General features: G+C 39.1%; 19 protein-coding genes. 12 read left to right on the top strand and 7 right to left on the bottom strand.

Translation table 11 applies throughout. The features are described 5' to 3' along the window. Nucleotides 1-203: 203 nt before the first annotated feature. Nucleotides 204-1,151 carry a hypothetical protein gene (locus AC0N32_RS15305; protein ID WP_476394727.1) on the bottom strand — a complete coding sequence of 316 codons (948 nt, stop codon included), beginning with the start codon at nucleotides 1,149-1,151 and terminating at the stop codon, nucleotides 204-206. A gap of 67 nt (nucleotides 1,152-1,218) precedes the next feature. Continuing rightward, nucleotides 1,219-2,496 carry a chloride channel protein gene (locus AC0N32_RS15310; RefSeq protein WP_476394728.1) on the bottom strand — a complete coding sequence of 426 codons (1,278 nt, stop codon included), beginning with the start codon at nucleotides 2,494-2,496 and terminating at the stop codon, nucleotides 1,219-1,221. 317 nt (nucleotides 2,497-2,813) lie between these two features. Between AC0N32_RS15310 and AC0N32_RS15315 the strand changes: the two genes are divergently transcribed. The 4 genes from AC0N32_RS15315 to AC0N32_RS15330 are packed head-to-tail and all read left to right on the top strand — an operon-like array spanning nucleotide 2,814 to nucleotide 7,884. Then, nucleotides 2,814-3,497, top strand: a complete 684-nt coding sequence (locus tag AC0N32_RS15315) for a TetR/AcrR family transcriptional regulator (RefSeq protein ID WP_476394729.1) — start codon at nucleotides 2,814-2,816, stop codon at nucleotides 3,495-3,497. A gap of 4 nt (nucleotides 3,498-3,501) precedes the next feature. After that, on the top strand, nucleotides 3,502-5,175 hold the full coding sequence (locus tag AC0N32_RS15320) for a peptidase domain-containing ABC transporter (RefSeq protein WP_476394730.1): 1,674 nt from the start codon (nucleotides 3,502-3,504) through the stop codon (nucleotides 5,173-5,175). 5 nt (nucleotides 5,176-5,180) lie between these two features. After that, nucleotides 5,181-6,497: an HlyD family secretion protein gene (locus AC0N32_RS15325; protein WP_476394731.1), complete on the top strand. Its 1,317-nt coding sequence runs from the start codon at nucleotides 5,181-5,183 to the stop codon at nucleotides 6,495-6,497. After that, nucleotides 6,478-7,884: a TolC family protein gene (locus tag AC0N32_RS15330; protein ID WP_476394732.1), complete on the top strand. Its 1,407-nt coding sequence runs from the start codon at nucleotides 6,478-6,480 to the stop codon at nucleotides 7,882-7,884. Before AC0N32_RS15325 ends, AC0N32_RS15330 begins: the two co-directional genes overlap by 20 nt. 40 nt (nucleotides 7,885-7,924) lie before the next feature. On the opposite strand, the gene AC0N32_RS15335 is transcribed toward AC0N32_RS15330, so the two are convergent. Next, nucleotides 7,925-8,314, bottom strand: a complete 390-nt coding sequence (locus tag AC0N32_RS15335) for a DUF423 domain-containing protein (protein ID WP_476394733.1) — start codon at nucleotides 8,312-8,314, stop codon at nucleotides 7,925-7,927. A gap of 151 nt (nucleotides 8,315-8,465) precedes the next feature. After that, a complete protein-coding gene (locus AC0N32_RS15340; protein WP_476394734.1) occupies nucleotides 8,466-9,794 on the bottom strand; it encodes a hydroxymethylglutaryl-CoA reductase, degradative in 1,329 nt (442 codons plus the stop codon). 146 nt (nucleotides 9,795-9,940) lie between these two features. On the opposite strand from AC0N32_RS15340, the gene AC0N32_RS15345 reads away from it, so the two are divergent. From AC0N32_RS15345 to gap, 5 genes are all read left to right on the top strand, one after another. Continuing rightward, entirely contained in the window at nucleotides 9,941-11,200 is a 1,260-nt protein-coding gene (locus AC0N32_RS15345; RefSeq protein ID WP_476394735.1) for a putative DNA modification/repair radical SAM protein, read from the top strand. Between the two features lie 230 nt (nucleotides 11,201-11,430). After that, the gene (locus tag AC0N32_RS15350) at nucleotides 11,431-12,189 is read left to right on the top strand and encodes a TIGR03915 family putative DNA repair protein (RefSeq protein WP_476394736.1); all 759 of its coding nucleotides are present in this window, start codon (nucleotides 11,431-11,433) and stop codon (nucleotides 12,187-12,189) included. Between the two features lie 60 nt (nucleotides 12,190-12,249). Next, nucleotides 12,250-13,128, top strand: a complete 879-nt coding sequence (locus AC0N32_RS15355) for a DUF4846 domain-containing protein (protein WP_476394737.1) — start codon at nucleotides 12,250-12,252, stop codon at nucleotides 13,126-13,128. An 83-nt stretch (nucleotides 13,129-13,211) separates the two neighbouring features. Then, on the top strand, nucleotides 13,212-14,198 hold the full coding sequence (gene pfkA / locus AC0N32_RS15360) for a 6-phosphofructokinase (RefSeq protein ID WP_476394738.1): 987 nt from the start codon (nucleotides 13,212-13,214) through the stop codon (nucleotides 14,196-14,198). Nucleotides 14,199-14,230: 32 nt separating this feature from the next. Continuing rightward, nucleotides 14,231-15,235, top strand: coding sequence for a type I glyceraldehyde-3-phosphate dehydrogenase (gene gap, locus AC0N32_RS15365; protein ID WP_476394739.1), 1,005 nt, complete (start codon nucleotides 14,231-14,233; stop codon nucleotides 15,233-15,235). A 54-nt stretch (nucleotides 15,236-15,289) separates the two neighbouring features. On the opposite strand, the gene AC0N32_RS15370 is transcribed toward gap, so the two are convergent. Continuing rightward, nucleotides 15,290-15,547, bottom strand: coding sequence for a hypothetical protein (locus AC0N32_RS15370; RefSeq protein ID WP_476394740.1), 258 nt, complete (start codon nucleotides 15,545-15,547; stop codon nucleotides 15,290-15,292). Between the two features lie 28 nt (nucleotides 15,548-15,575). Then, on the bottom strand, nucleotides 15,576-16,649 hold the full coding sequence (locus AC0N32_RS15375) for a hypothetical protein (protein ID WP_476394741.1): 1,074 nt from the start codon (nucleotides 16,647-16,649) through the stop codon (nucleotides 15,576-15,578). Between the two features lie 129 nt (nucleotides 16,650-16,778). Between AC0N32_RS15375 and AC0N32_RS15380 the strand changes: the two genes are divergently transcribed. The 3 genes from AC0N32_RS15380 to htpG all read left to right on the top strand — a co-directional run bounded on the left by AC0N32_RS15380 (nucleotide 16,779) and on the right by htpG (nucleotide 21,317). After that, nucleotides 16,779-17,975, top strand: coding sequence for an oxygenase MpaB family protein (locus AC0N32_RS15380; protein WP_476394742.1), 1,197 nt, complete (start codon nucleotides 16,779-16,781; stop codon nucleotides 17,973-17,975). 192 nt (nucleotides 17,976-18,167) lie between these two features. Beyond that, entirely contained in the window at nucleotides 18,168-19,169 is a 1,002-nt protein-coding gene (recA, locus tag AC0N32_RS15385; RefSeq protein WP_476394743.1) for a recombinase RecA, read from the top strand. A 255-nt stretch (nucleotides 19,170-19,424) separates the two neighbouring features. Then, the gene (gene htpG, locus AC0N32_RS15390; protein ID WP_476394744.1) at nucleotides 19,425-21,317 is read left to right on the top strand and encodes a molecular chaperone HtpG; all 1,893 of its coding nucleotides are present in this window, start codon (nucleotides 19,425-19,427) and stop codon (nucleotides 21,315-21,317) included. A 102-nt stretch (nucleotides 21,318-21,419) separates the two neighbouring features. On the opposite strand, the gene AC0N32_RS15395 is transcribed toward htpG, so the two are convergent. Then, on the bottom strand, nucleotides 21,420-21,716 hold the full coding sequence (locus AC0N32_RS15395) for an MGMT family protein (protein WP_476394745.1): 297 nt from the start codon (nucleotides 21,714-21,716) through the stop codon (nucleotides 21,420-21,422). Nucleotides 21,717-21,925 lie beyond the last annotated feature (209 nt).

Below are 21,925 nucleotides of genomic sequence, written 5' to 3' on the forward strand. Positions count from 1 at the left end.
TTATTTTTATTATTTTATTTTAATATTTAAAGGTTGACAAATTTAATAAAAACAGATGAAATACCAACGTTTATTTTAAACAAAGCATTGGCTTGTAAGGATGCTTTTTGTCAGTTTAATAAAATATAAAATTAAGCGCAGATGATAAATTCAATTTGCATTTCAGCCATTATGAAAATATGATAAATGGTGATAACCGGCGTTTACTTTCTAAAAATATTTTTAAAAAGTTTGCCAAAAAAACTTTCCTTTTTTTCAGGCGCCATTCCTGCATTTTCAACCTCCGGCGAAAACTCGATTTTTCTTTCATTAAAAGGCTGTGCCCTATAACTTACTCGCGCAATGCTCTGGAATTTTTCTTTAGAAATACTTGAAACCAGATCTTTCTCCCCATTCTCAAAATTATCGATCTCAACATAATATTCCAATCCTGTTAATGCTTCGCTCAGAAGACTTTTTATTTCATCAATTGTTTCCGCACTGGTATCGAATAACCTTCCTAATACTTTCACCCGTTCCCGTCCGAAGTTCATCAGATAAAGTTCAAATTGTTCTTTATAAAGAATCTGCATCTCGTTTTCGGCAGCATTCAACTCATAATCCGGTTTATTTTCCACCTCCATACTGAACGCCATCAACAGTGCCAGAAAAGTAAAGTTGAGAATCTCTCCGTTGATCCCGCCTTTATCCGTAAAAAAGCTTCTGGTAAAAGGATAAAAATGCCAGGAATCATAGTTGGAATCAATCGCATGAAGCAATTTCATATGAGCTGAATGAGAAACGTCTTCGTTCGATATTTTTACGCCATTCCTGATCACAAAGCCGTTGGATGAGCATTGGCCACCAAAACAATCGACTTCTATGTAAGCAATATCCAGATCGCCGTGCTGTTTTGAAAATTCAATCACATGATTTTCCGAAAAAGCATAATAGTCTTCCACTGCATCCTGGTCTCTGAAAAAATTATCGGGAAATTTATCAAATTCGTACCTTTTAAAATTATCATTAGCCTGGCAGATAATACCGATAAAAGGGGTATGAAATTCCCTGATGTTATAAAATTTAAAACTTTCACTCAAAAAGTTTTTCAACTGTTCTTTTTCAGATTCCTGATTAATTCTTGCAATAACATTGTAGGTTTTATAACTCATGGGATTAATTTTTTAATCCTCAAAGATGTATTTATTTTATCAATAATCAAACAGATTGACCTCAAATTTATTCCGCCTCCAGTTTTTCTGACTGCGAACCGATAAACGGAATCTTCGGCGCCAAGAAATACCCTGTCAGGCTGGCAAAAAGAATAGGCACAAAATAGGTAAACCCCGTTAATGTTCCCAAAATAATCGTCGTGCTCATCGGAGTTCTCGTCACGCAGGCATTAATGGCTGCCATACAGCTCACGATCGCCAGTGTAGTATCGACCGAGGGAAACAGCTGATGAATAATCAATCCCAACGTTGTTCCCACGAAGAAAAGCGGGATGATAAAACCACCTCTCCATCCCGAAGTTACGGTAACGGCTATGGCTAAGATTTTAAAAATTAAAATAATCACTAAAAAATCCAGGGCAAAATTTCCGTTGATCAGCTGGTTGATCTCGTTGTGGCCAAAATATCTGGTCAGTGGAAAATAAAACGCGATGATCCCCAGAATAATTCCGCCTGTGAGTGTTTTGATATAAATCGGAAATTTCCTGTACTCGAAAATTTTCTTGAAAAATTTTACCACGAAAATAAAAATCCACCCGAACAGTGTGCCGACGATTCCAAAGGCTGTTGCATAGGCAAAATCATAAACGCCGGTATAATGATACGCCTTAAGGTTCCAGGTTGCCCCGATCCCTAAATGAATGATCAGTGCAAACATCAAATAACTGAAGCAGCTTGCCACTAATGCAGGAATGATCGCTTTATAATATTCTACGGCGTGTTTGTGGTGCAAAATTTCCAGAGAAAACAAACTTCCTCCAAGCGGTGCACCGAAAAGTGCGGTAAAACCCGAAGCCATCCCGGCAATACTCAGCGAGCGCAATTCTTCACCTTTTAACCTGAATAATTTCCCAAGATAAGTCCCCGTAGAACCCGTAACCTGCACCAAAGGAGCTTCCGGCCCCAGACTTCCTCCCGAGGCCACACAAAACAGTGACGACAAGATCATGGAGGGATTATTTTTAGGATCGAGTTTTCCTTTATTAAACCGGATGTTGTTAACAATCAGATGAATTTCGCCGGGATCGCCGATAAGATGAATGACCAGCCCGGCAAGCAAACCGCAAACCGCCATGGTCGGAATGACCATCCATCCCTGAAACTCCGCTAAAAACTCTATGAAATATTCTAGAACAATCCAGTACAGTCCGGCAATGATTCCCCCTACCAGCCCGGTAATAGCCCACATGAAAAAAGTACGGCTGAATACAAAAGGATTAAACCTGATCGGCTGATCCAAAAGATTGAATGTTCGTATTAATCGTCTTCTTCGGTTGATTTTCATTATTTCATAAATTTAGTTTGCGGATGAGAGAAAACTGTCAGGCTGAAAAACTCTTTCTTCCGGAATACCCTAATTTTCCTTTTAAATGAACCTCATCCATTATAAAAATGTAAACTTAGATGAATTCCTGGAGAACAATTTATTTAAAAACTGGTGGAAAATTTAGTGCAAAGATAAATTTTAGGTTAAAAATAAACGTCTTTTTATTTTTTTAATTAAATCTAAAAGAATAAAATGATAGTATTACTATTATTTAATATATAAATACATTTTGTGGTATGTGATTTGCTTTCATAAAGTATAGTTATTTAATCTTTATGGAATTTCAAGTAAAATTTAAAGTTAACGAACATCTTTACCTAAAGGATCCTGAAAACAGCGAGATCGGGCGCGCAATTGTAAAACATTCCATTGAACTGATTTACGAAACCGGTTTTGAAAGTTTTACCTTTAAAAAGCTGGCACTGAAAATCAATTCTACGGAAGCTACGGTGTACAGGTATTTCCCTTCAAAACATAAATTATTAACCTATATTCTTAATTGGTACTGGTCTTACATCGAGTTTATTTCCAAGCTGAGGCTGCAGGAAATAAAAGAACCTCAGCAAAAAATGGAAAAGATTCTTGAAATCATTACCCATCATGATGAAACGGATGATAAAATTGAAGATTATGACCTTACAAAACTTCACAGCATCGTTATTGCAGAAAGCAGTAAATCTTACCTGGTGAAAGAAGTGGACGAAATTAATAAAGAAATGGTTTTCAGCCCATTGAAAAGCCTCTGTACTTTTTTTGGTGAAATTATTTCACAGGCAAAACCTGATTTTCCATATCCGAGGTCATTTGCAAGCACGCTCCTGGAAACGGCACACGACCAGCAGTTTTTCAGCGAACATCTTCCGAAACTTACCGACAATCATACCGACAGGATAGATCATAAAAAGTATGTTTTGGATTATCTGCGTTTTATCACCTTCAACCTTATAAAACAACAGTAAACCCATGGAAACCACTGCGAAACAGCACGGGTACAATCTTTTCAAGTATATTACCAAAGAAAAGAAAGATGTTACCAATATTTACTTTTACGCCATTCTGAACGGTCTTGTACAGCTGAGCGTTCCGCTTGGGATACAGTCTATCGTCAGCTTTGTAATGGGGGCGACGATGGCAACATCCATTTACATCCTGATCGCTTTTGTTGTTCTGGGAACCTGGCTCGTAGGATATTTCAGGCTGAAAGTCATGCAGATCATCGAAAAAATTCAGCAGAAAATTTTTGTTGAATTCTCTCTGGCATTTGCTGAAAAGCTTCCAAAAGTCAACCTTTCGGCAACAAGAAAATATTACCTCCCGGAGCTGGTCAACCGTTTTTTCGATACCCAGAATTTACAGAAAGGAATTTCCAAAATATTACTGGAAATCCCGACGGCCCTGATCCAGATCCTCTTTGGAATCCTGCTCCTCTCCTTTTATCACCCCTGGTTTTTGGTATTCGGGGCTTTGGTGGTAATCTGCGTGGTCATTATCTTCAGATTTACCATGGAAAGCGGGATCAAATCAAGCATTGAAGAAAGCGATAAAAAATATGAAGTCGCTTCATGGATCGAAGATATCGCCGCTTCCATCAAAACTTTTAAGCTGAATTCCAAAACAGAAGCCCATCTTTCCGGTACCGACGAAAGAGTGGTAAAATACCTGGACCACAGAACATCACACTTCCGCGTTTTGGTTTTCCAGTACAAGACCATTATTGCTTTTAAAGTGATTATTACTTTGGTGATGCTGGTGATCGGAACCTATCTCTTGGTAAACCAGCAGTTAAATATCGGGGCATTCATCGCTACGGAAATCGTGGTACTCAGCATTATGGCGGCCGTTGAAAAGCTCATCATCAGCCTGGAAAGCTATTACGACGTGATCGCATCACTGGCAAAACTTCACAAGGTGACCGATCTTCCGGAAGAAAAGATAGGCAGCATCAATTTCGACCGCCATCTTGAAGGTTTTGAAGTAGAATTTAAAGACGTAAGCTTTGCGTTCAATGACCATTACAATATTTTGGAAAACGTCAACTTCAAAATTCCTGAGAATACATTAACCGTCATTTCAGGGCAGCTCGGCTCAGGAAAATCCTTATTGCTCAATATGATCACCGGGTTTTATGAACCGGCTTCCGGAAGTATCCTTTTTGATAAAATCCCGTTAAAAAACATTGATAAAATCTCCCTCAGAAGCCAGATCGGGATGTATCTGGATGATATGACCATCATCAAAGGGACAGTTTACGAAAATATCGTTCTGGGACAGAATGAAACATCCGCAGAGCATATTCTGGAAATTGCGGAGGAAATAGGCATCGAAGATTTTTCAAGCCAGTTCAGCAATGGTTTTTTCACCAACATCAGTGAGACCGATACGGAAATTTCATTCAGCGCCAAAAAGAAAATCCTTCTCCTGAGAGCCTTGGCAGGCAACAGAAGATTATTGATTCTCGAAGATCCGCTGGACGGAATGAACGATGAATTCAAAACTAAAATGATGGAATATCTTTTAAAGCTAAAAGAAAAAACCACCATTATTATTGTTTCGGAAGACCAGAAGCTCATCATGGAAGCCGATCAGCAGCTTCAGGTAGAAGACGGAAATGTGAAAAAATTATTTAACAAAAACTAAAAGAGATGGAACTGCAGTCAGTGAATAAAATATATCAGATTCACAAAAAATCAAGGGTTAAAAGATGGTTCCTTTTCATCTTTATCGGAGGTATCATCGTTTTATTTTTGCCGTGGACACAAAATATAAAGGTTACCGGAAATGTGAGTACACTGTACCAGGAGCAACGTCCGCAACAGCTTAATTCACCAATTCCCGGAAGAATTATCAAATGGTATGTCAAAAACGGTGATTATGTTAAAAAAGGAGATACGCTTCTCCAGCTTTCCGAAGTAAAAGAAGATTACCTGGATCCGCTTTTGGTGAAAAGGACAGAAATGCAGGTAGAAGCCAAAAAAGGCGTAAGAGATTATTATGAAGCGAAAGTAGGAACCACCAACAGCCAGATGCAGGCTTTAAATTCGGCAAGAGATTTAAAATTAAACCAGCTCAAGGTAAAGATCATTCAGCTGAACAACAAACTGGCAGGAGAAGAAGCGGAACTGGAAGCGGCAAAAAACGAGCTAAGGATGACGTCGGATCAATATGAAAGGCAAAAGAAGATGTACGACGAAGGCCTGGTTTCACTCACCCAGTTTCAGCAGAGAAGCGTTTCTTACCAGAATGCTTTGGCTAAAAAAACGGCCACCGAGAATAAATTAGCCCAGACCCGGCAGGAAATTGTGAATGTAAACATCGAACAAAATGCCACGATTCAGGATTACAACGAAAAACTGAGTAAAACGGAAGGCGAGCGATTCCAGAGTATGGGACAGATCGAAGGCAGCGACGGTGATATTGCCAAACTTGAAAATCAGGTGGCCAATTACAAAGCGAGGCAAGGTCTGTATTTCGTGATTGCTTCACAGGACGGCCAGGTCGTCCAGATCAATAAAGCCGGAATCGGGGAAATCCTGAAAGACGGGGAAAGCATCGGAATCATCGTTCCCGAAAAAGTAGACTATGCCGTAGAAATTTACATCAAACCTGTTGATTTGCCTTTGGTAAAAGAAGGACAGCGCGTGATGTGTATTTTCGACGGATTCCCGGCGATTGTCTTTTCCGGATGGCCCAACTCGAGCTACGGAACTTTTGCCGGAAAAGTGATTGCCGTAGAAAACAACATCAGCACCAACGGAATGTTCAAAGCATTGGTCGTTCAGGATAAAAACGAAAAACAATGGCCTCCGAAGATCAAAATGGGAACCGGCGTTCAGGGAATTGCCATCCTGAATGATGTACCGGTCTGGTACGAATTGTGGCGAAATATCAACGGATTCCCGCCGGACTATTATGAAGTAAAAACCGAAAAATCTGCGAAAGATGGAAAGTCTAAAAACTAAATTCTGTTTTTTCTTACTTCTGATTTGTATTCAGTGGTCTCATGCGCAGGATTCCCTTAAGTTGTCGCATCAGGAGTTTCTGAATATTGTAAAAAATTATCATCCGCTGGCTTTCAAATACCAGCTTCAGAATAAAATCGCCAACGCCGAAATTACCAAGGCAAGGGGAAATTTTGATCCGGTCATTGAAGGAAAACTCGGAGAAAAAAACATCGACGGAACAAAATACTACGAGCAGAGAAATGTTGGGCTTGGAATTCCGACATGGTACGGGGTTGACATTACCGGAAGTTATAATTATATTGAAGGAGAAAGACTCAACAGCAGTGAAACACCGGGCGGATTATACCAATTCGGAATCACCGTTCCATTGGCTAAAAATCTCTTGTATGACAAAAGAAGAGCTATGCTGGATCAGGCGAAATTCGGACTGAAAATGACGGAAGCCGAACAAATCATTCTCACCAATGAGCTGCTTTTGAATGCCGAAAACACCTATTGGGACTGGGTAAAGAATTATGAGGTTTACAAACTGCAAAAGTCTGCTGTGGAAATCAACAGAAAAAGACTGGATCTGACTAAAAAAACTTATGAATTCGGTGAAAGGCCGGCAATCGACACAGTAGAGGCTTTATCGCAGCTGCAAAGCTTCGAGCTTCAGGAAAGAGATGCTTATCTTAATTTTGTGAAGAGCACCCAGGAACTGCAGATGTATCTCTGGAAAGAAAATCAGCAGTTTTATGAAATTTCACAGCTGATTTTCCCGGCATCCGGTCTTGATGAACATTCAGGACATACCGATTATGAATTCCTGGTTCAGAATCTGGAATCAAAACCGCTTCAGGACCATGCTTTCCTTGAATATTATTTTCAAAAGCAAAATATCCTGGAAAGTGAAAAAAGACTGAAATGGCAAAGTTTTCTTCCAAAACTGGATTTTACCTATAATTTTTTCAACAAGGAAAATTACCGCGCCGACTTCCTCCCTTTGTTTGACAATAATTTCCAGTACGGACTGAAACTGGAGATCCCCATTTTTCTCAGGCAGGCAAAAGCAGATTATGAAATTGCCAAACTGAAAATTTTACAGAACCGACAGGATTCTCAAGTGAAAAGCCGGGAACTCAGCACCAAAATTGAAACGTATAAAAATGAAATGAATAATTATGTCACACAGATCAATATCTCCACAAACAATCTGAATAATTACCAAAAACTTCTGAATGCGGAAGAAACACGATTCAGTAACGGAGAAAGCTCACTGTTCCTGATCAATTCCAGGGAAAATAAACTACTGGATGCCCGGGAAAAGAATATCGAACTGAAAGCCAAATTCCTGAAAAGCTACAACAAGCTGAAATGGCTGAACGAGAATTTTCTAAGGTAAAATGAAAAAGGAATTCCGGGTGCAGAATTCCTTTTTATTTTTAATTAACTTTCATTTTCACGAAATAGAAAATCAGCAAGGCCCAACTCAGGATCATCAACAGGCCGCCAAGTGGCGTAATTGGCCCCAGGAACTTCAGGTTCATCCCGAAATAATCCTGCATACTCAAACCGTAAATACTGAAAGAGAAAAGCATGGTTCCTAAAATCATCAGCCAGGAAATCCAGTTTTCGGTTTTGGTTTCAAATTTTAAAATGTATCCTGCAATTAAAAGAAAAAAGGCAGCATACATCTGATATCTTACGCCCGTTTCAAAGCTTTCCAGCCTTTCCACAGACAATATTTTCTTCAAAGCGTGCGCGCCGAAAGCTCCTAAAATAACGGAAAGCATTCCGTAAGCCGCACCAAAAATTAATGTTATTGTTTTCATTTATAATTTAAAATCTTGAATATTAATGATACGAGTCCAATACCAATAAAAATCCATGCAAATTTTTTATTTTGAGCAAAACCCGGATTTTTAGTCAGTTTCAGAAAAACTCCGAAAGCAAGCATAAATGCAGCTATAATGATTCCAAACATTATTGTTTTCTTAGCCTGTTAAATTCAGTAATCACCTCGTGGTGGCTCACCGTTTTATCTTTGAAATAATTCACGAAATATTGCTTTTCTTCTTCCGTTGCCCCCATCTGATTGAGAATATTCAGCAAGTGCATTTTCATGTGTCCTTTCTGAATTCCCGTAGTAATGAGAGAACGCAAAGCTCCGAAATTCTGTGCCAGTCCGGAAACCGCCAGAATACTCATTAATTCCTGCGCGGAAGGTTTTCCAAGAAGCGCCAGAGAGAATTTCACCAAGGGATGAAGGTTGGTAAGACCACCTACAACCCCTACGGAAATCGGCAGATCGATCCAGAACCTGAAGACGCCGTTATCTGTCGTACAGTGCGTCAGGGAAGAATATTTACCGTTTCTTGCCGCATAAGCGTGGGCACAGGCTTCTGTTGCCCTGAAATCATTTCCGGTGGCAATCACTACGGCATCTACGCCGTTCATAATTCCTTTATTGTGTGTTGTCGCACGGAAAGGTTCTATTTCAGCAATCGTAACAGCCTGCTTAAATTTCCTTGCAAATTCTTCATTGGAAATCCCGCTGTCGTCATTTAACTCCTCAATTTTGCAGGAAACCTCAGCCCTTACGATACAGTCCGGTGTGAAATTTGACAAAATATTCATAACGATCTGCAGGGAATCTTTTTCTTCCTGTGAAAAATCGGCATTTTCAGCAACTTCCTGTTTCAATGTTTTCCCGAACTGTTCCAGGCAGGAATTGATAAAATTTGCTCCCATGGAATCTACCGTGTCAAAGCTGGCCTTCAGCTGATAATAATCTGCCATCTCGGAAGTTTTATCTATTAACTTAATATCTAAAATTCCTCCGCCACGTTTTCTCATATTGGCCGTAATCTCTTCCGTTGCTTCAAGAAGTTTTTTCTTCAGCCTGAAGTTGAAAAAATGCAATAATTTATGGGATTCTACGTTGAATATAAAGTGGGTATGTCCCAGTTTCTCGGTATTGATAATGGTGGTTTTAAAACCTCCTTTGTCGATCCAGAATTTAGCCGCTTTGGAAGCTGCAGCAACTACTGAACTTTCTTCCACAGCCATGGGTAGGGCAAGCAATTTTCCGTCGATCAGAAAATTGGGTGCAATCCCGTAAGGCATATAAAAGTTGGAAATGGTATTTTCAGAAAACTCTTCGTGAAGCTTCTGCAGTTCTGCATTATTATTCCAGTATTGCTGTAATATCTGCTCATAACTTCGGTCGTCACTTAGATATTCCGAGATTAGCCAATCGATTTTTCGCTGCTTTGAAAGTTTTGAAAAACCTTCAACCGGTTGATGATTCATAGTATAACTTTAAAGAAGCGTAAATATAGTGATTTTGTAACTTTAAGTTGTTGATAACTTCGATCAAAAAAGATTGATATTTATCAATTTAGGAACTAACTTTGGAACATTAATCTTATCTAAAATAAAGATAATCAATCTGAAAAATGAATTTTGACCGTCTAAAAGAAAAACTTGAAATCCTTGCTGATGCCGCGAAATACGATGTTTCGTGCTCTTCAAGCGGAGGATCGAGAAAGAACAAAAAAGGTGCTTTGGGAGACAGCTCGGCAAGCGGAATCTGCCATACCTATACGGAAGACGGGCGATGCGTTTCGTTACTCAAAATTTTACTGACCAATCATTGCATTTACGACTGTGCTTACTGCGTTTCCAGGAGTTCGAATGATATCAAAAGAGCCGCTTTTACCGTAGAAGAAGTGGTCGATCTTACCATTAATTTTTACCGGAGAAATTATATCGAAGGACTTTTCCTGAGTTCCGGAATCTTCAAGAATGCTGACACCACCATGGAACGTTTGGTACGTGTTGCCAAAAAACTTCGTCTGGAAGAAAACTTCAACGGATACATTCATTTAAAATCTATTCCCGGAGCGAGTGATGAGTTGATGCAGGAAGCAGCTCTGTATGCGGACAGATTATCCATTAATCTCGAAATACCCACGGAAAGCGGTTTGAAACTATTGGCCCCTGAAAAAAACCGCCAGGATATGCTGAATCCGATGAAGTATATACAAAACGGAATTGCCCAGTACAAAGACGAAAAAAAGATATTCAGAAAAGTTCCGAAGTTTGCTCCTGCAGGACAATCTACCCAGATGATTGTCGGGGCGACTAATGAAAACGATCTGCAGATTATTAAGGTAGCGGATCATTTTTATAAAAACTTTAGTCTGAAAAGAGTATATTATTCGGGATATGTGCCGGTTCTGGAAGATAAGAGACTGCCTTCTTTAACGACGGAAGTTCCGATGCTTCGGGAAAACCGCTTGTATCAGTCGGACTGGCTGATGAGGTTTTACGGGTTTAAGGCTGAAGAAATTCTTGATCCGAACATGCCGTTCCTTGATCTTGAAGTTGACCCGAAAATGAGCTGGGCCCTCAGACATCTGGATCAGTTTCCTGTAAATCTTCAGACCGCCGATTACCAGATGATCTTAAGAATCCCGGGAATCGGCGTGAAAACAGCGAAAAAGATCGTCAGCGCAAGACGCTTTCAGGTTCTGACCATGGATCACCTCAGCAAGTTGGGAGCCGCCGTCAACCGCGCCCGTTATTTTATTGATTTTAATGCCGGAAATGCATACCTGAAATATTTAACAGATAAAAACTTCAGAAAATTATTAATCGGCGGAAGTTCCTCAAAATTCCACAATCAGTTTTCGCAGCAGCTGACGTTGTTTTAAGAACATTTATTTATATTTAATTGATTGTTGGAACGTCTGTATTATTGTAAGATATTCATCTCAAAATAATTATAACAGAAGCGAAGAAATTATTTGCACCCATTTAACATTAGAATAAAAATTTGAATTAGAGGATTTTTAAATATTGATTTGATCTAATTTTCAAATTATTACATTTTCAAATTACTAGATTGCTACACTGTTCCACTTATAAATTGTTACATTAATCCATGACCACCCTACTCTACGACGGCAGTTTCGACGGACTTTTCACGGCAGTATTCGAAGTTTTTGAATACAAGTATAAAGATGTGGAAATTGTCAGCCGTGAAAGATTTCATCAGGAGAATATTTTCGCAGATATCCATGAGGTCATCACACAGCATGACAAGGCGGAAAGGGTTTTGAACAAATTGGAGCAAAGCATTGGCAAACAAGGCATTCATGAACTGCTGAAAGTATATTTATCAGAAGATCCCGAAGCGGAACAGCTCATTTTATCAGCGGTAAGGCAATCTATAAAATATCGTGGTGAAAACATTCTTCAGAATTATGCGGACGGTGATATTTTAAAAATCTCTAAAATATGCAAATCCGTAAGCCGTGAAAGGCATCGGATGACAGCTTTCGTCCGTTTTGAAAAAATGCAGGATGATGTTTTTTTTGCTAAAATAGATCCCGATTTCAATGTCCTTCCGCTGATCAGAAAACATTTCCACGACCGCTATCAGGATCAGAAATGGATGATCTACGACTTACGCAGGAATTACGGAATTTTATATGACCTGGAAACCTCTGATTTTTTTTATCCTGATGAAAAAATTGACCTTAAAAAATATGAGGAGAAATTCCACGACCAGGAAAAAAACTACCAGACGCTGTGGCAGCGTTATTTTACAAAAACCAATATTGTAGAGCGAAAAAACATCAAGCTTCACATTCAGCATGTTCCAAGAAGATACTGGAAATACCTCACCGAAAAGTGGTAGTTTCCCTTAAATGGCATGCTAATTCCCAACGGAATTTATATCTTTAATGAAACGGAATTTATGAAAAAAATTATTTTCGGAATGATAACCCTTCTCTTAGTTTCGGCCTGCCATAAAGAAACATCTTCGGAGAAAATATCATCCGGGAACGATCAGACCACAAAACAGAACCTCAATAATCCATTAGAAATTAACACCGACAAGAACACGGTCAGAGAACGTTTTCCGAGCCCGGAAGGTTATAAATGTGTTGAAGAAAACCCCGGTTCCTTCGGTTATTTCATTGAAAATTTCCCATTGAAACCTTACGGAAGTCCGATCCTGAAATATGATGGAACGCCAATTTCCACACAACATCTTCATGACGCCGTTTTCGATCTTGATACAGGAAGCCGAGATCTTCAGCAATGTGCAGATGCCGTGATCAGGTTACGTGCGGAATATTTATTTAAAAATAAGAAATTTGACGAGATCAGATTCCACTTTACCAGTGGTGATCTGGCAACGTGGAACGACTATAAAAAAGGAATCAGGGCATTGGTAAACGGAAATACGGTTCATTTCAGGAAAACGGCACCGGCAGATGATTCCTATAAGAATTTCAGGAATTATCTGGATATGGTTTTCAATTATGCAGGAACGATCTCGCTAAATAAAGAAACGCAACCCGTAACGGAAAACAGCAAACTCAAAACAGGAGACATCCTGATTACGCCCGGCAGTCCCGGCCATGTGGTTTTTATTGCAAGTACCTGCAGGAATAATAAAGGAGAAAAACTGTATCTTTTGGGCGAAGGCTTTACACCGGCACAGTCTGTACACATCCTTTCAAATCCCTTTCAAAAAAGAATCTCACCGTGGTACAGTCTTGATGTTGATGCTCTTCAGACTTCTACAGCGAGATATATTTTTAAACCGACAAATTTTAGACAGTTTTAATAATTTATATTCAAAACTCTTATAAACTTCCTGCCATTATCTGAACTTGTTTTTGTAAATTTGTGTTCGAAATTTTTTACTAGATGAAAGAGAGTGCTGTAAAAAAAATTGCAGTTCTTACCTCAGGAGGAGATTCCCCGGGTATGAATGCAGCATTAAGAGCGGTAGTGAGAACCGCAAATTACTATAATATCGAATGCTACGGAGTAAGAGAAGGCTATAACGGTCTGATAAACGGAGATTTTCTTAAAATGGGTCCCCGTTCCGTAAAAAATATAATCAACCAGGGCGGAACCATTCTGAAATCTGCCAGATCCATGGAATTCAAAACCAAAGAAGGCCGCCATAAAGCTTACGACAACTGTGTAAGGCTTGGCATCGAAGGTTTGGTCTGCATAGGCGGAGACGGAACCTTTACAGGGGCAAAAATCTTCAATGAAGAATTCGGAATCAGAGTGATCGGCGTACCGGGAACCATTGACAATGATATCTTCGGCACCGATAACACCATCGGTTATGATACAGCCCTGAACACAGCCATGGAGGCCATCGATAAAATCCGTGATACGGCGACTTCACACAACAGGGTATTCTTTGTGGAGGTAATGGGACGTGATGCCGGTTTTATTGCGCTCAACAGCGGATTGGCTACCGGTGCACTGGATATTTTGATTCCTGAGACTAAAGACAGCATCGATGAACTTTTCAACAATTTCAGAAACGCTGAAAAAACAGGAAAGGCTTCCAGCATCGTAGTTGTCGCGGAAGGAGAAAAGCTGGCCAATGTCTACGAACTGGCGGAAAAAACCAAGCAGGAATTCCCGGATTATGATATCCGTGTGGCAATTTTGGGACACATGCAGAGAGGAGGCTCACCGAGCTGCGCCGACAGGGTTCTGGCCAGCAGGCTAGGATATGGCGCTGTAACCGGGCTGATGGAAGGACAAACCAACGTCATGGCGGGAATGCGCTCGAATGAGCTTGTGTACACTCCTATTGAAGAGGCCATTAAAAAACACAATGAAATCAACCAGGATCTTCTGCTGATTTCAGAAATTTTAGCAATCTAATATTTTTTAATATAATTTAAAAACAAACTATTATGTCAACAATCAAAGTAGGTATCAACGGGTTTGGTAGAATCGGACGTCTTGTTTTCAGAGCAATGACTGAAAGAGATAACATCGAAGTGGTTGGAATCAATGACCTGATCAACGCAGAATACATGGCTTACATGTTAAAATACGATTCTGTACACGGTATTTTCCCGGGAGAAGTTTCTGTAGAAGGAAATGATCTTGTGGTAAACGGAAAAAGAATCAGAGTAACTGCAGAGAGAGACCCTAATAACCTAAAATGGAACGAAATCGGTGCTGACTACATCGTTGAATCTACAGGTTTATTCTTAGATAAAGAAAATGCTGCAAAGCACATCAATGCAGGCGCAAAGAAAGTAATCCTTTCTGCACCTTCCAAAGATGATACACCAATGTTTGTAATGGGGGTAAACCATACTGAACTTACAGACGATATCAAAATTTTATCAAACGCTTCTTGTACAACCAACTGTTTAGCACCTTTGGCTAAAGTAATCCACGATAACTTCGGGATCGTAGAAGGATTAATGACTACAGTACACGCTACAACAGCTACGCAGAAAACAGTTGACGGTCCTTCCATGAAAGACTGGAGAGGCGGTAGAGCTGCTCTGAATAACATTATCCCTTCTTCTACCGGTGCTGCAAAAGCAGTAGGAAAAGTAATTCCTTCATTAAACGGAAAATTGACAGGGATGTCTTTCAGAGTACCGACGGTTGACGTTTCTGTAGTAGATTTAACGGTAAGAATCGAGAAGGCTGCTTCTTATGAAGAAATCTGTGCCGTAATCAAAGCTGCTTCCGAAGGTGAATTAAAAGGTATTTTAGGATACACTGAAGATGCGGTGGTTTCTCAGGATTTCGTAGGAGATAAGAGAACTTCAATCTTCGATAAAGACGCCGGGATCATGCTTTCTCCAAACTTCGTAAAACTTGTTTCATGGTATGATAATGAAATGGGTTATTCTAACAAGTTGGTGGATATGTTGGTACATGCTGCTTCTTTGTAATCAGTAATGAGTAATAAATAATGAAAAACCTTCCTGATCGGAAGGTTTTTTTAGCTATTTAAGAAACTTCATGCCTAAAACTTCAAATTCTCCCAGACCGATAATTTTGACCGTAGCGACAACATCCTTAATACTTAGATCCGGTTTTCCAAAATCAAAGTACATTTCAAAATAAGAAAATCCTCCTGCTTCATCACGAATTTTTCTCATCTTAATTCCCAAACAATAATTAGGATCAAGAGCCCCTTGTTGCATAAGGTCATGAAATTGAGGAGAATTCATGGCAAATCCGATTGCGTTTAATGGTAACATAATTTTGTAATTTTAAAGTTTAACAATATTATTTTTTAGGCACAATAACAAAAGATATTGTTGCCGGAAAATTTCTTTTTATATATTCTCCTCCTGTATAAAATTCTGCTTTTACAGTATACATATCGGAAAAATTTATTCCTAAGCCAAGATTAAAAAGGAGCAGAGCTTTTTTAAAATCTTCGTCTGCTGCTAATATTTTATTGTATTTAGAGTTTCCGTAAAGAACAGATCCTTTGGCCATTAAAAAGGCAGATATTTTACTTTTCTTTCCATTACCAAAAGCCCCCAAAGTTATCCCTGTATTATTTGTTAAAACAAAATCATTGTCAGCCTCATTTATCTTTGTCAACTCAACCCCCGAGTTATGGTAAAAGAAAGATTTAAAGCCAAAAGAATCGGACTCTTCTCCGATAGCAATGAAAGGATACTGAATATTAACAAATAAATTTCCTCCACCGTTTTGCAATGACGCTATTAGCTTATCTTTCTTTACATCCGCAGCAGCAATACTATCATCATCTTTCACGGTACTGCTGAATTGAAATCCGATTCCAACTCTTAAGGGCCCCAAGTAATCATTAACAACTTCAGAATTAAAGGAAAGGTTTTTAAGATTTGGATTATAAACAACGTTATTATTTTGAAATATCTGAGTATAATCACTTTTACCTTCAAAAAAGTAAGTGGAAACCACACTTCCGTTCTCATTAAATCTTGCAGGAAAAAATCTTCTCAAAGAAACATCACCTTCAGCATTATTCTGCTCTTTATATTTAGATAAAATATCATAAGCTTGTGCTTTCAAGGAATCTTTATCCTCTTCTTTCAAAGAACTTTTAACAATTGCATTCTCAACATCAGCATAACTATTTGCATTTTTCACATCTTTAATAAGTTCAGATTTTGAAGCACTCTCTAAAACGCTATTTTTCTCTACTAGAGAAACCATATCTTTTTTCATTTCATCCGATAGTTTTTCAGGAACAGCTTCATTATCACTTCTCATGCCTTGTTTAAGATTAGAAAAGGAAAATTGGGCTTGCATAATTGAAGATGCTGCTAAATAAAAAAAGACTAATAATAAAATTTTTGTTTTCATGTCATAATTTTTATACAAATTTTAAAAATCCATGAACAGGAGTAAATTACCCGTTTGTAGTATTTTTGACATTTTGATCATGACAAATCTCATTTCTTTTTTCGGCTCAAAAATTGTAAATTTAATTCAATGGAAAAGACAGTTTTACAGCCTCGTTTTAAAGATTCTTCGCATTTCAAAGACTTCTGGACAAAAGGAAACGGTAAAAAACTGATTGAATTTTCCGGCGCGGAAGTAAGCTTCAGAGATTTTGAAAAATTCTCACCCTATTTCTACCATGTGGATGAAACAGGAGATGCCGTTGTAAAAGAGATTTATTTTACGAAAGGCTTTCGTGAGGCATCAGCAGAAATAGAAGGATATATCCGGCAGGGAATTTCCAAAAGTGAAAATGCGCCGGCAAGTGCCGGAAAAATGTTTTCCCAGACAGAGACCATTCCCCGATGGCTGGATTATGATTTATTAAAAAGCGGTGCCGAGCTTTGCATGAGAGCCAATCTTGATTCGCTGATTTCCCTGAGGGACTACTGCCTGATGGGAGGCTATGACTTTGCTTACCTCAACAAACCGCTCATTGTAACGGAAGCCCTGAAAAAAGGAGCGGTAAAAAGGCTTTCGGAAACGCTGGATTTTTGGGTCAATGTGACGAGATATGATGCATTAAATCTTCATCATAAAGGCTACGAATTTGCCATTAAAACAAGACTCATCCATTCCTATGCGAGGCTTTCGATCAGAAAACATTATAAAAACTGGGATACCGAAAACTGGGGTGAGCCCATTAATTCCTGGGATATGATGGCAACCTATATCGGGTTCAGCCTGGTTTTTCTCCATAGCCTTCACAAACTGGGAAATACCTTTTCTGAGCAGGAAGAGGCCGGTCTTTTCCATCTCTGGAAATACGTAGGCTACCTCCTGGGAATTCCTGAACACCTGATGCCCGAAAATAAAAAGCAGGCCACGGAGTTTTTTTATCTGTGGACCTCCGTTCAGCCGCCGGCGGATAAAGATTCCGTTCTTTTGGCACATTCTCTCCTGAATGAATCGTTGGAAAACCCAATTTTAAAGTATAAATTTCAAAGAAAAAATCTCCGTTACCTACATATCTGCTGCACATGGTTTTTACTGGATGACGAGATCTGTAAAAGACTTCAGATCCCTGAAGTGGCCAACAGAAAAGCTTTCCCTTTCACCAAAAGAATCATCAACAGGATATATGACAATCTGGTAAGCAGGGATCAAAGAATCAGGAAAGGACACAAAGACCAGACAAAAGTACTTATGCAATATTTAAGCGTCACAGATAATTCGAATTTCCATTAAATAAATCATTGATAATGTTCCAGATACAAAATTAAAAAGCTGTTTTACTAAAACATTAACCATTCATAAAAATCAAATATTCAAGGCTTCAAATTTTATAATTTTTTAACTATAATAATAGGTTTTAGTGGTACACAATATTAGTTTTTCACTGTAATTTTTTGTATTTTTGATAAATTATTTAAACAACAGATGAGTAATATAGACGACAAGAAAAAAGCACTGGCACTGGTGCTTGACAAACTAGATAAAACATACGGAAAAGGAACAGTAATGACTTTGGGCGACAGCGCTGTAGACAGTACCATTGAAGTGATCCCTTCCGGATCATTAGGACTGGACATTGCTTTGGGAGTAGGCGGATATCCGAGAGGAAGAATCATCGAAATCTACGGTCCGGAATCTTCCGGTAAAACAACCTTAACCCTTCATGCCATCGCAGAAGCTCAGAAAGCAGGTGGAATTGCCGCATTTATCGACGCAGAGCACGCTTTCGACAGAGGATATGCCGGAAAATTGGGAATCGATCTTGAAAACCTGATCATTTCACAGCCGGATAATGGTGAGCAGGCTTTGGAAATTGCCGACAACCTGATCCGTTCGGGAGCGATCGACATCGTGGTAATTGACTCAGTAGCCGCTCTTACCCCAAAAGCTGAAATCGAAGGTGAAATGGGAGACTCTAAAATGGGTCTGCATGCAAGATTGATGTCTCAGGCATTGAGAAAGCTGACAGCCACCATTTCAAGAACAAAATGTACGGTTATTTTCATCAACCAGCTGAGAGAAAAAATCGGGGTAATGTTCGGAAACCCTGAAACCACAACCGGAGGTAACGCTCTGAAATTCTATGCTTCCGTAAGAGTAGACATCAGAAAAGCCAGCGCACCGATCAAACAGGGCGATGAAGCCATCGGAAGCCGAGTGAAAGTGAAGATTGTTAAAAACAAAGTAGCTCCACCTTTCAAACAGGCAGAATTTGATATTATGTACGGAGAAGGCGTTTCCAAAACAGGGGAAATCCTTGACCAGGCTGTTGAACAGGGAATTGTGAAAAAAAGCGGTTCTTGGTTCAGCTACGAAGAAACCAAACTGGGACAAGGCCGTGACGCGGTAAAAGATGTATTGAAAGACAATCCTGAATTGGCGGAAGAGCTTGAAAACAAAATCAAGGAAGAATTGAAAAACAAATAAGTTTTTTTAATTTGTAAAATATTCGAGACAGTCTGAAAGGGCTGTCTTTTTTATTTATAATTCCATCTAAATAGTCTCTATGTTTTTCAAAGATCAAGAATTGGTTGTTTATCAAAACAATTTCTAATTTCTAATTTCTAATTTCTAATTTCTAATTTCTAATTTCTAATTTCTAATAAAAAAAATGTCAAAATGTCACTTTATGTCAAACGGTATTTTTTTTGAGCAGGAAAAGGAAAATCAAAACTAAATATTATGACTAAAGGAAATATTAATGTATCAGTGGAAAATATTTTCCCGCTAATTAAAAAATTTCTTTACAGTGACCACGAAATATTCTTAAGAGAATTAATTTCCAATGCGACGGACGCGACTTTAAAACTAAAGCACCTGACGAGCATCGGGGAAGCAAAAGTGGAATACGGAAATCCGAAGATTGAAGTGAAAATTGATAAAGAAAATAAAACACTTCACATTATCGATCAGGGAATCGGGATGACCGGTGAAGAGGTGGAAAAATACATCAATCAGGTTGCCTTCTCCGGGGCTGAAGAATTCCTGGAAAAATATAAGGATACAGCGAAAGACTCGGGGATTATCGGACATTTCGGATTGGGTTTCTACTCTGCCTTTATGGTAGCTGAGAAAGTTGAAATTTTAACCAAATCTTATAAAGACGATCCTGCAGTACGATGGATCTGCGACGGCAGCCCGGAATTTACTTTAGAAGAAACGGACGATAAAACGGAGAGAGGAACGGAAATAATCCTTCATATTGCCGAAGATTCTACCGAATTCCTGGAAGAAGGAAAAATCCGTGAGCTGTTATTAAAATACAACAAGTTCATGCCCGTTCCAATTAAATTCGGCACAAAGACACACACTCTTCCTTTGCCGGAAGACGCTCCGGAAGATGCGGTTGCTGAGACCGAAGAAGTTGATAACATCATCAACAATCCGACGCCGGCCTGGACGATCGCTCCGAGTGAACTGACGAATGAGGATTACATGAAGTTTTACCACGAATTGTACCCTATGCAGTTTGAGGAGCCACTGTTTAATATTCATCTCAATGTAGACTACCCTTTCAACCTGACAGGAATTTTATTTTTCCCTAAACTCAGCAACAATTTAAATATTGAAAAAGATAAAATCCAGCTTTACCAGAATCAGGTTTTCGTAACGGATGAAGTGAAAGGTATTGTTCCGGATTTCCTGATGTTGCTTCGCGGGGTTATCGATTCTCCGGACATTCCGCTGAATGTTTCGCGTTCTTATCTTCAGGCTGATGGTGCCGTAAAGAAAATCTCTTCGTACATCACGAAAAAAGTAGCCGACAAAATGTCTTCCCTGATCAACGAAAACCGTGAAGATTATGAGAAAAAATGGAACGACATCAAGGTCGTTATCGAATACGGAATTGTAACGGAAGAGAAATTTGCCGAAAAATCGGACAAGTTTACATTATATCCTACCACCGACGGAAAATATTTCCTTTGGAATGAACTTGAAGAGAAAATAAAACCTAACCAGACCGATAAAGACGGTAACCTTATCATTCTTTATGCTTCCAATGCCGATGAGCAGCACAGCTACATTCAGGCAGCAAAAGATAAAGGATATGAAGTTCTGCTTTTAGATTCACCGATCATTCCGCACGTGATCCAGAAACTGGAAACTTCGAAAGAAAAAATCTCTTTTGTAAGGGTAGATGCCGATCATATCAATAATTTAATTAAAAAGGATGAACCTGTCATTTCCAAACTGAATGAGTCTGAAAAAGAATCACTGAAAAAATACGTTGAAGAAACTATTACAGACAAGAAATTCACCGTTCAGCTCGAAGATCTCGACAGCAATGATGCTCCATTCACCATTACACAGCCGGAATTCATGAGAAGAATGAAAGATATGCAGGCAACGGGCGGCGGCGGCATGTTTGGTATGGGAGGTTTCCCGGAAATGTACAATCTTGTGGTAAATTCCAACAGTGAATTTGCAGGTCAGATCCTGAAAGCGGAAAACGAAGAAGAGAAAGCAGGATTAATTCAATATGCACTTGATCTCGCGAAGCTTTCCCAGAATTTACTGAAAGGAAAAGAACTGACGGATTTTATCCAGAGAAGTTATAAGCAGTTGGAAAAGTAATTTTTTATACATGTTTTTCCGGGGCGACTTTGTCGCCCCGGAAAAACAAAAGTTTCGGCGGAGCCAAAGGCTCCGCCGAAACTTTTTAACGAAACTCTTATCTCACAATTCCGAAATCGGATCCCAAAAAAGTGTTTTGAAATTTTTAATTCTAAAATTTTCAACCGCAACACCTTCTGCTTCCAGCCTTTTCTGAAATTCAGGGACAGATAAAGTACCGGAACTCGAAATAACGCGGTGAGCCGGAACATCAGGAGGACAGCCTCCCATGGCTTTCCCAACGTGCCTTGAGTGATTGGGAAAACCTACCGCTTTTGCAATCGCGCCATAGCTTGTCACTCTACCTTTGGGAACTAACTTTGTGATCTCCCAGACCTGCTGTTTAAAAATTTCATTCATATGATGAATTCTTAGTTCAAATTTATGAAATTAAATGTATTGCCAATTACTTATCATACATCAAGATAAAATCTAATCTTATTTTATAATTTTAATTCATCAAAAGAGATTCAAATAGATACGGAAGTCCGTAATCGTGTGATGAAGTGTAAAGATTGCCTGCAGAAATGCGGGCAATTTTTATTTAACATACATAGGCCAAAATGAGT

It is taken from the genome of Chryseobacterium endophyticum, from assembly GCF_056333165.1.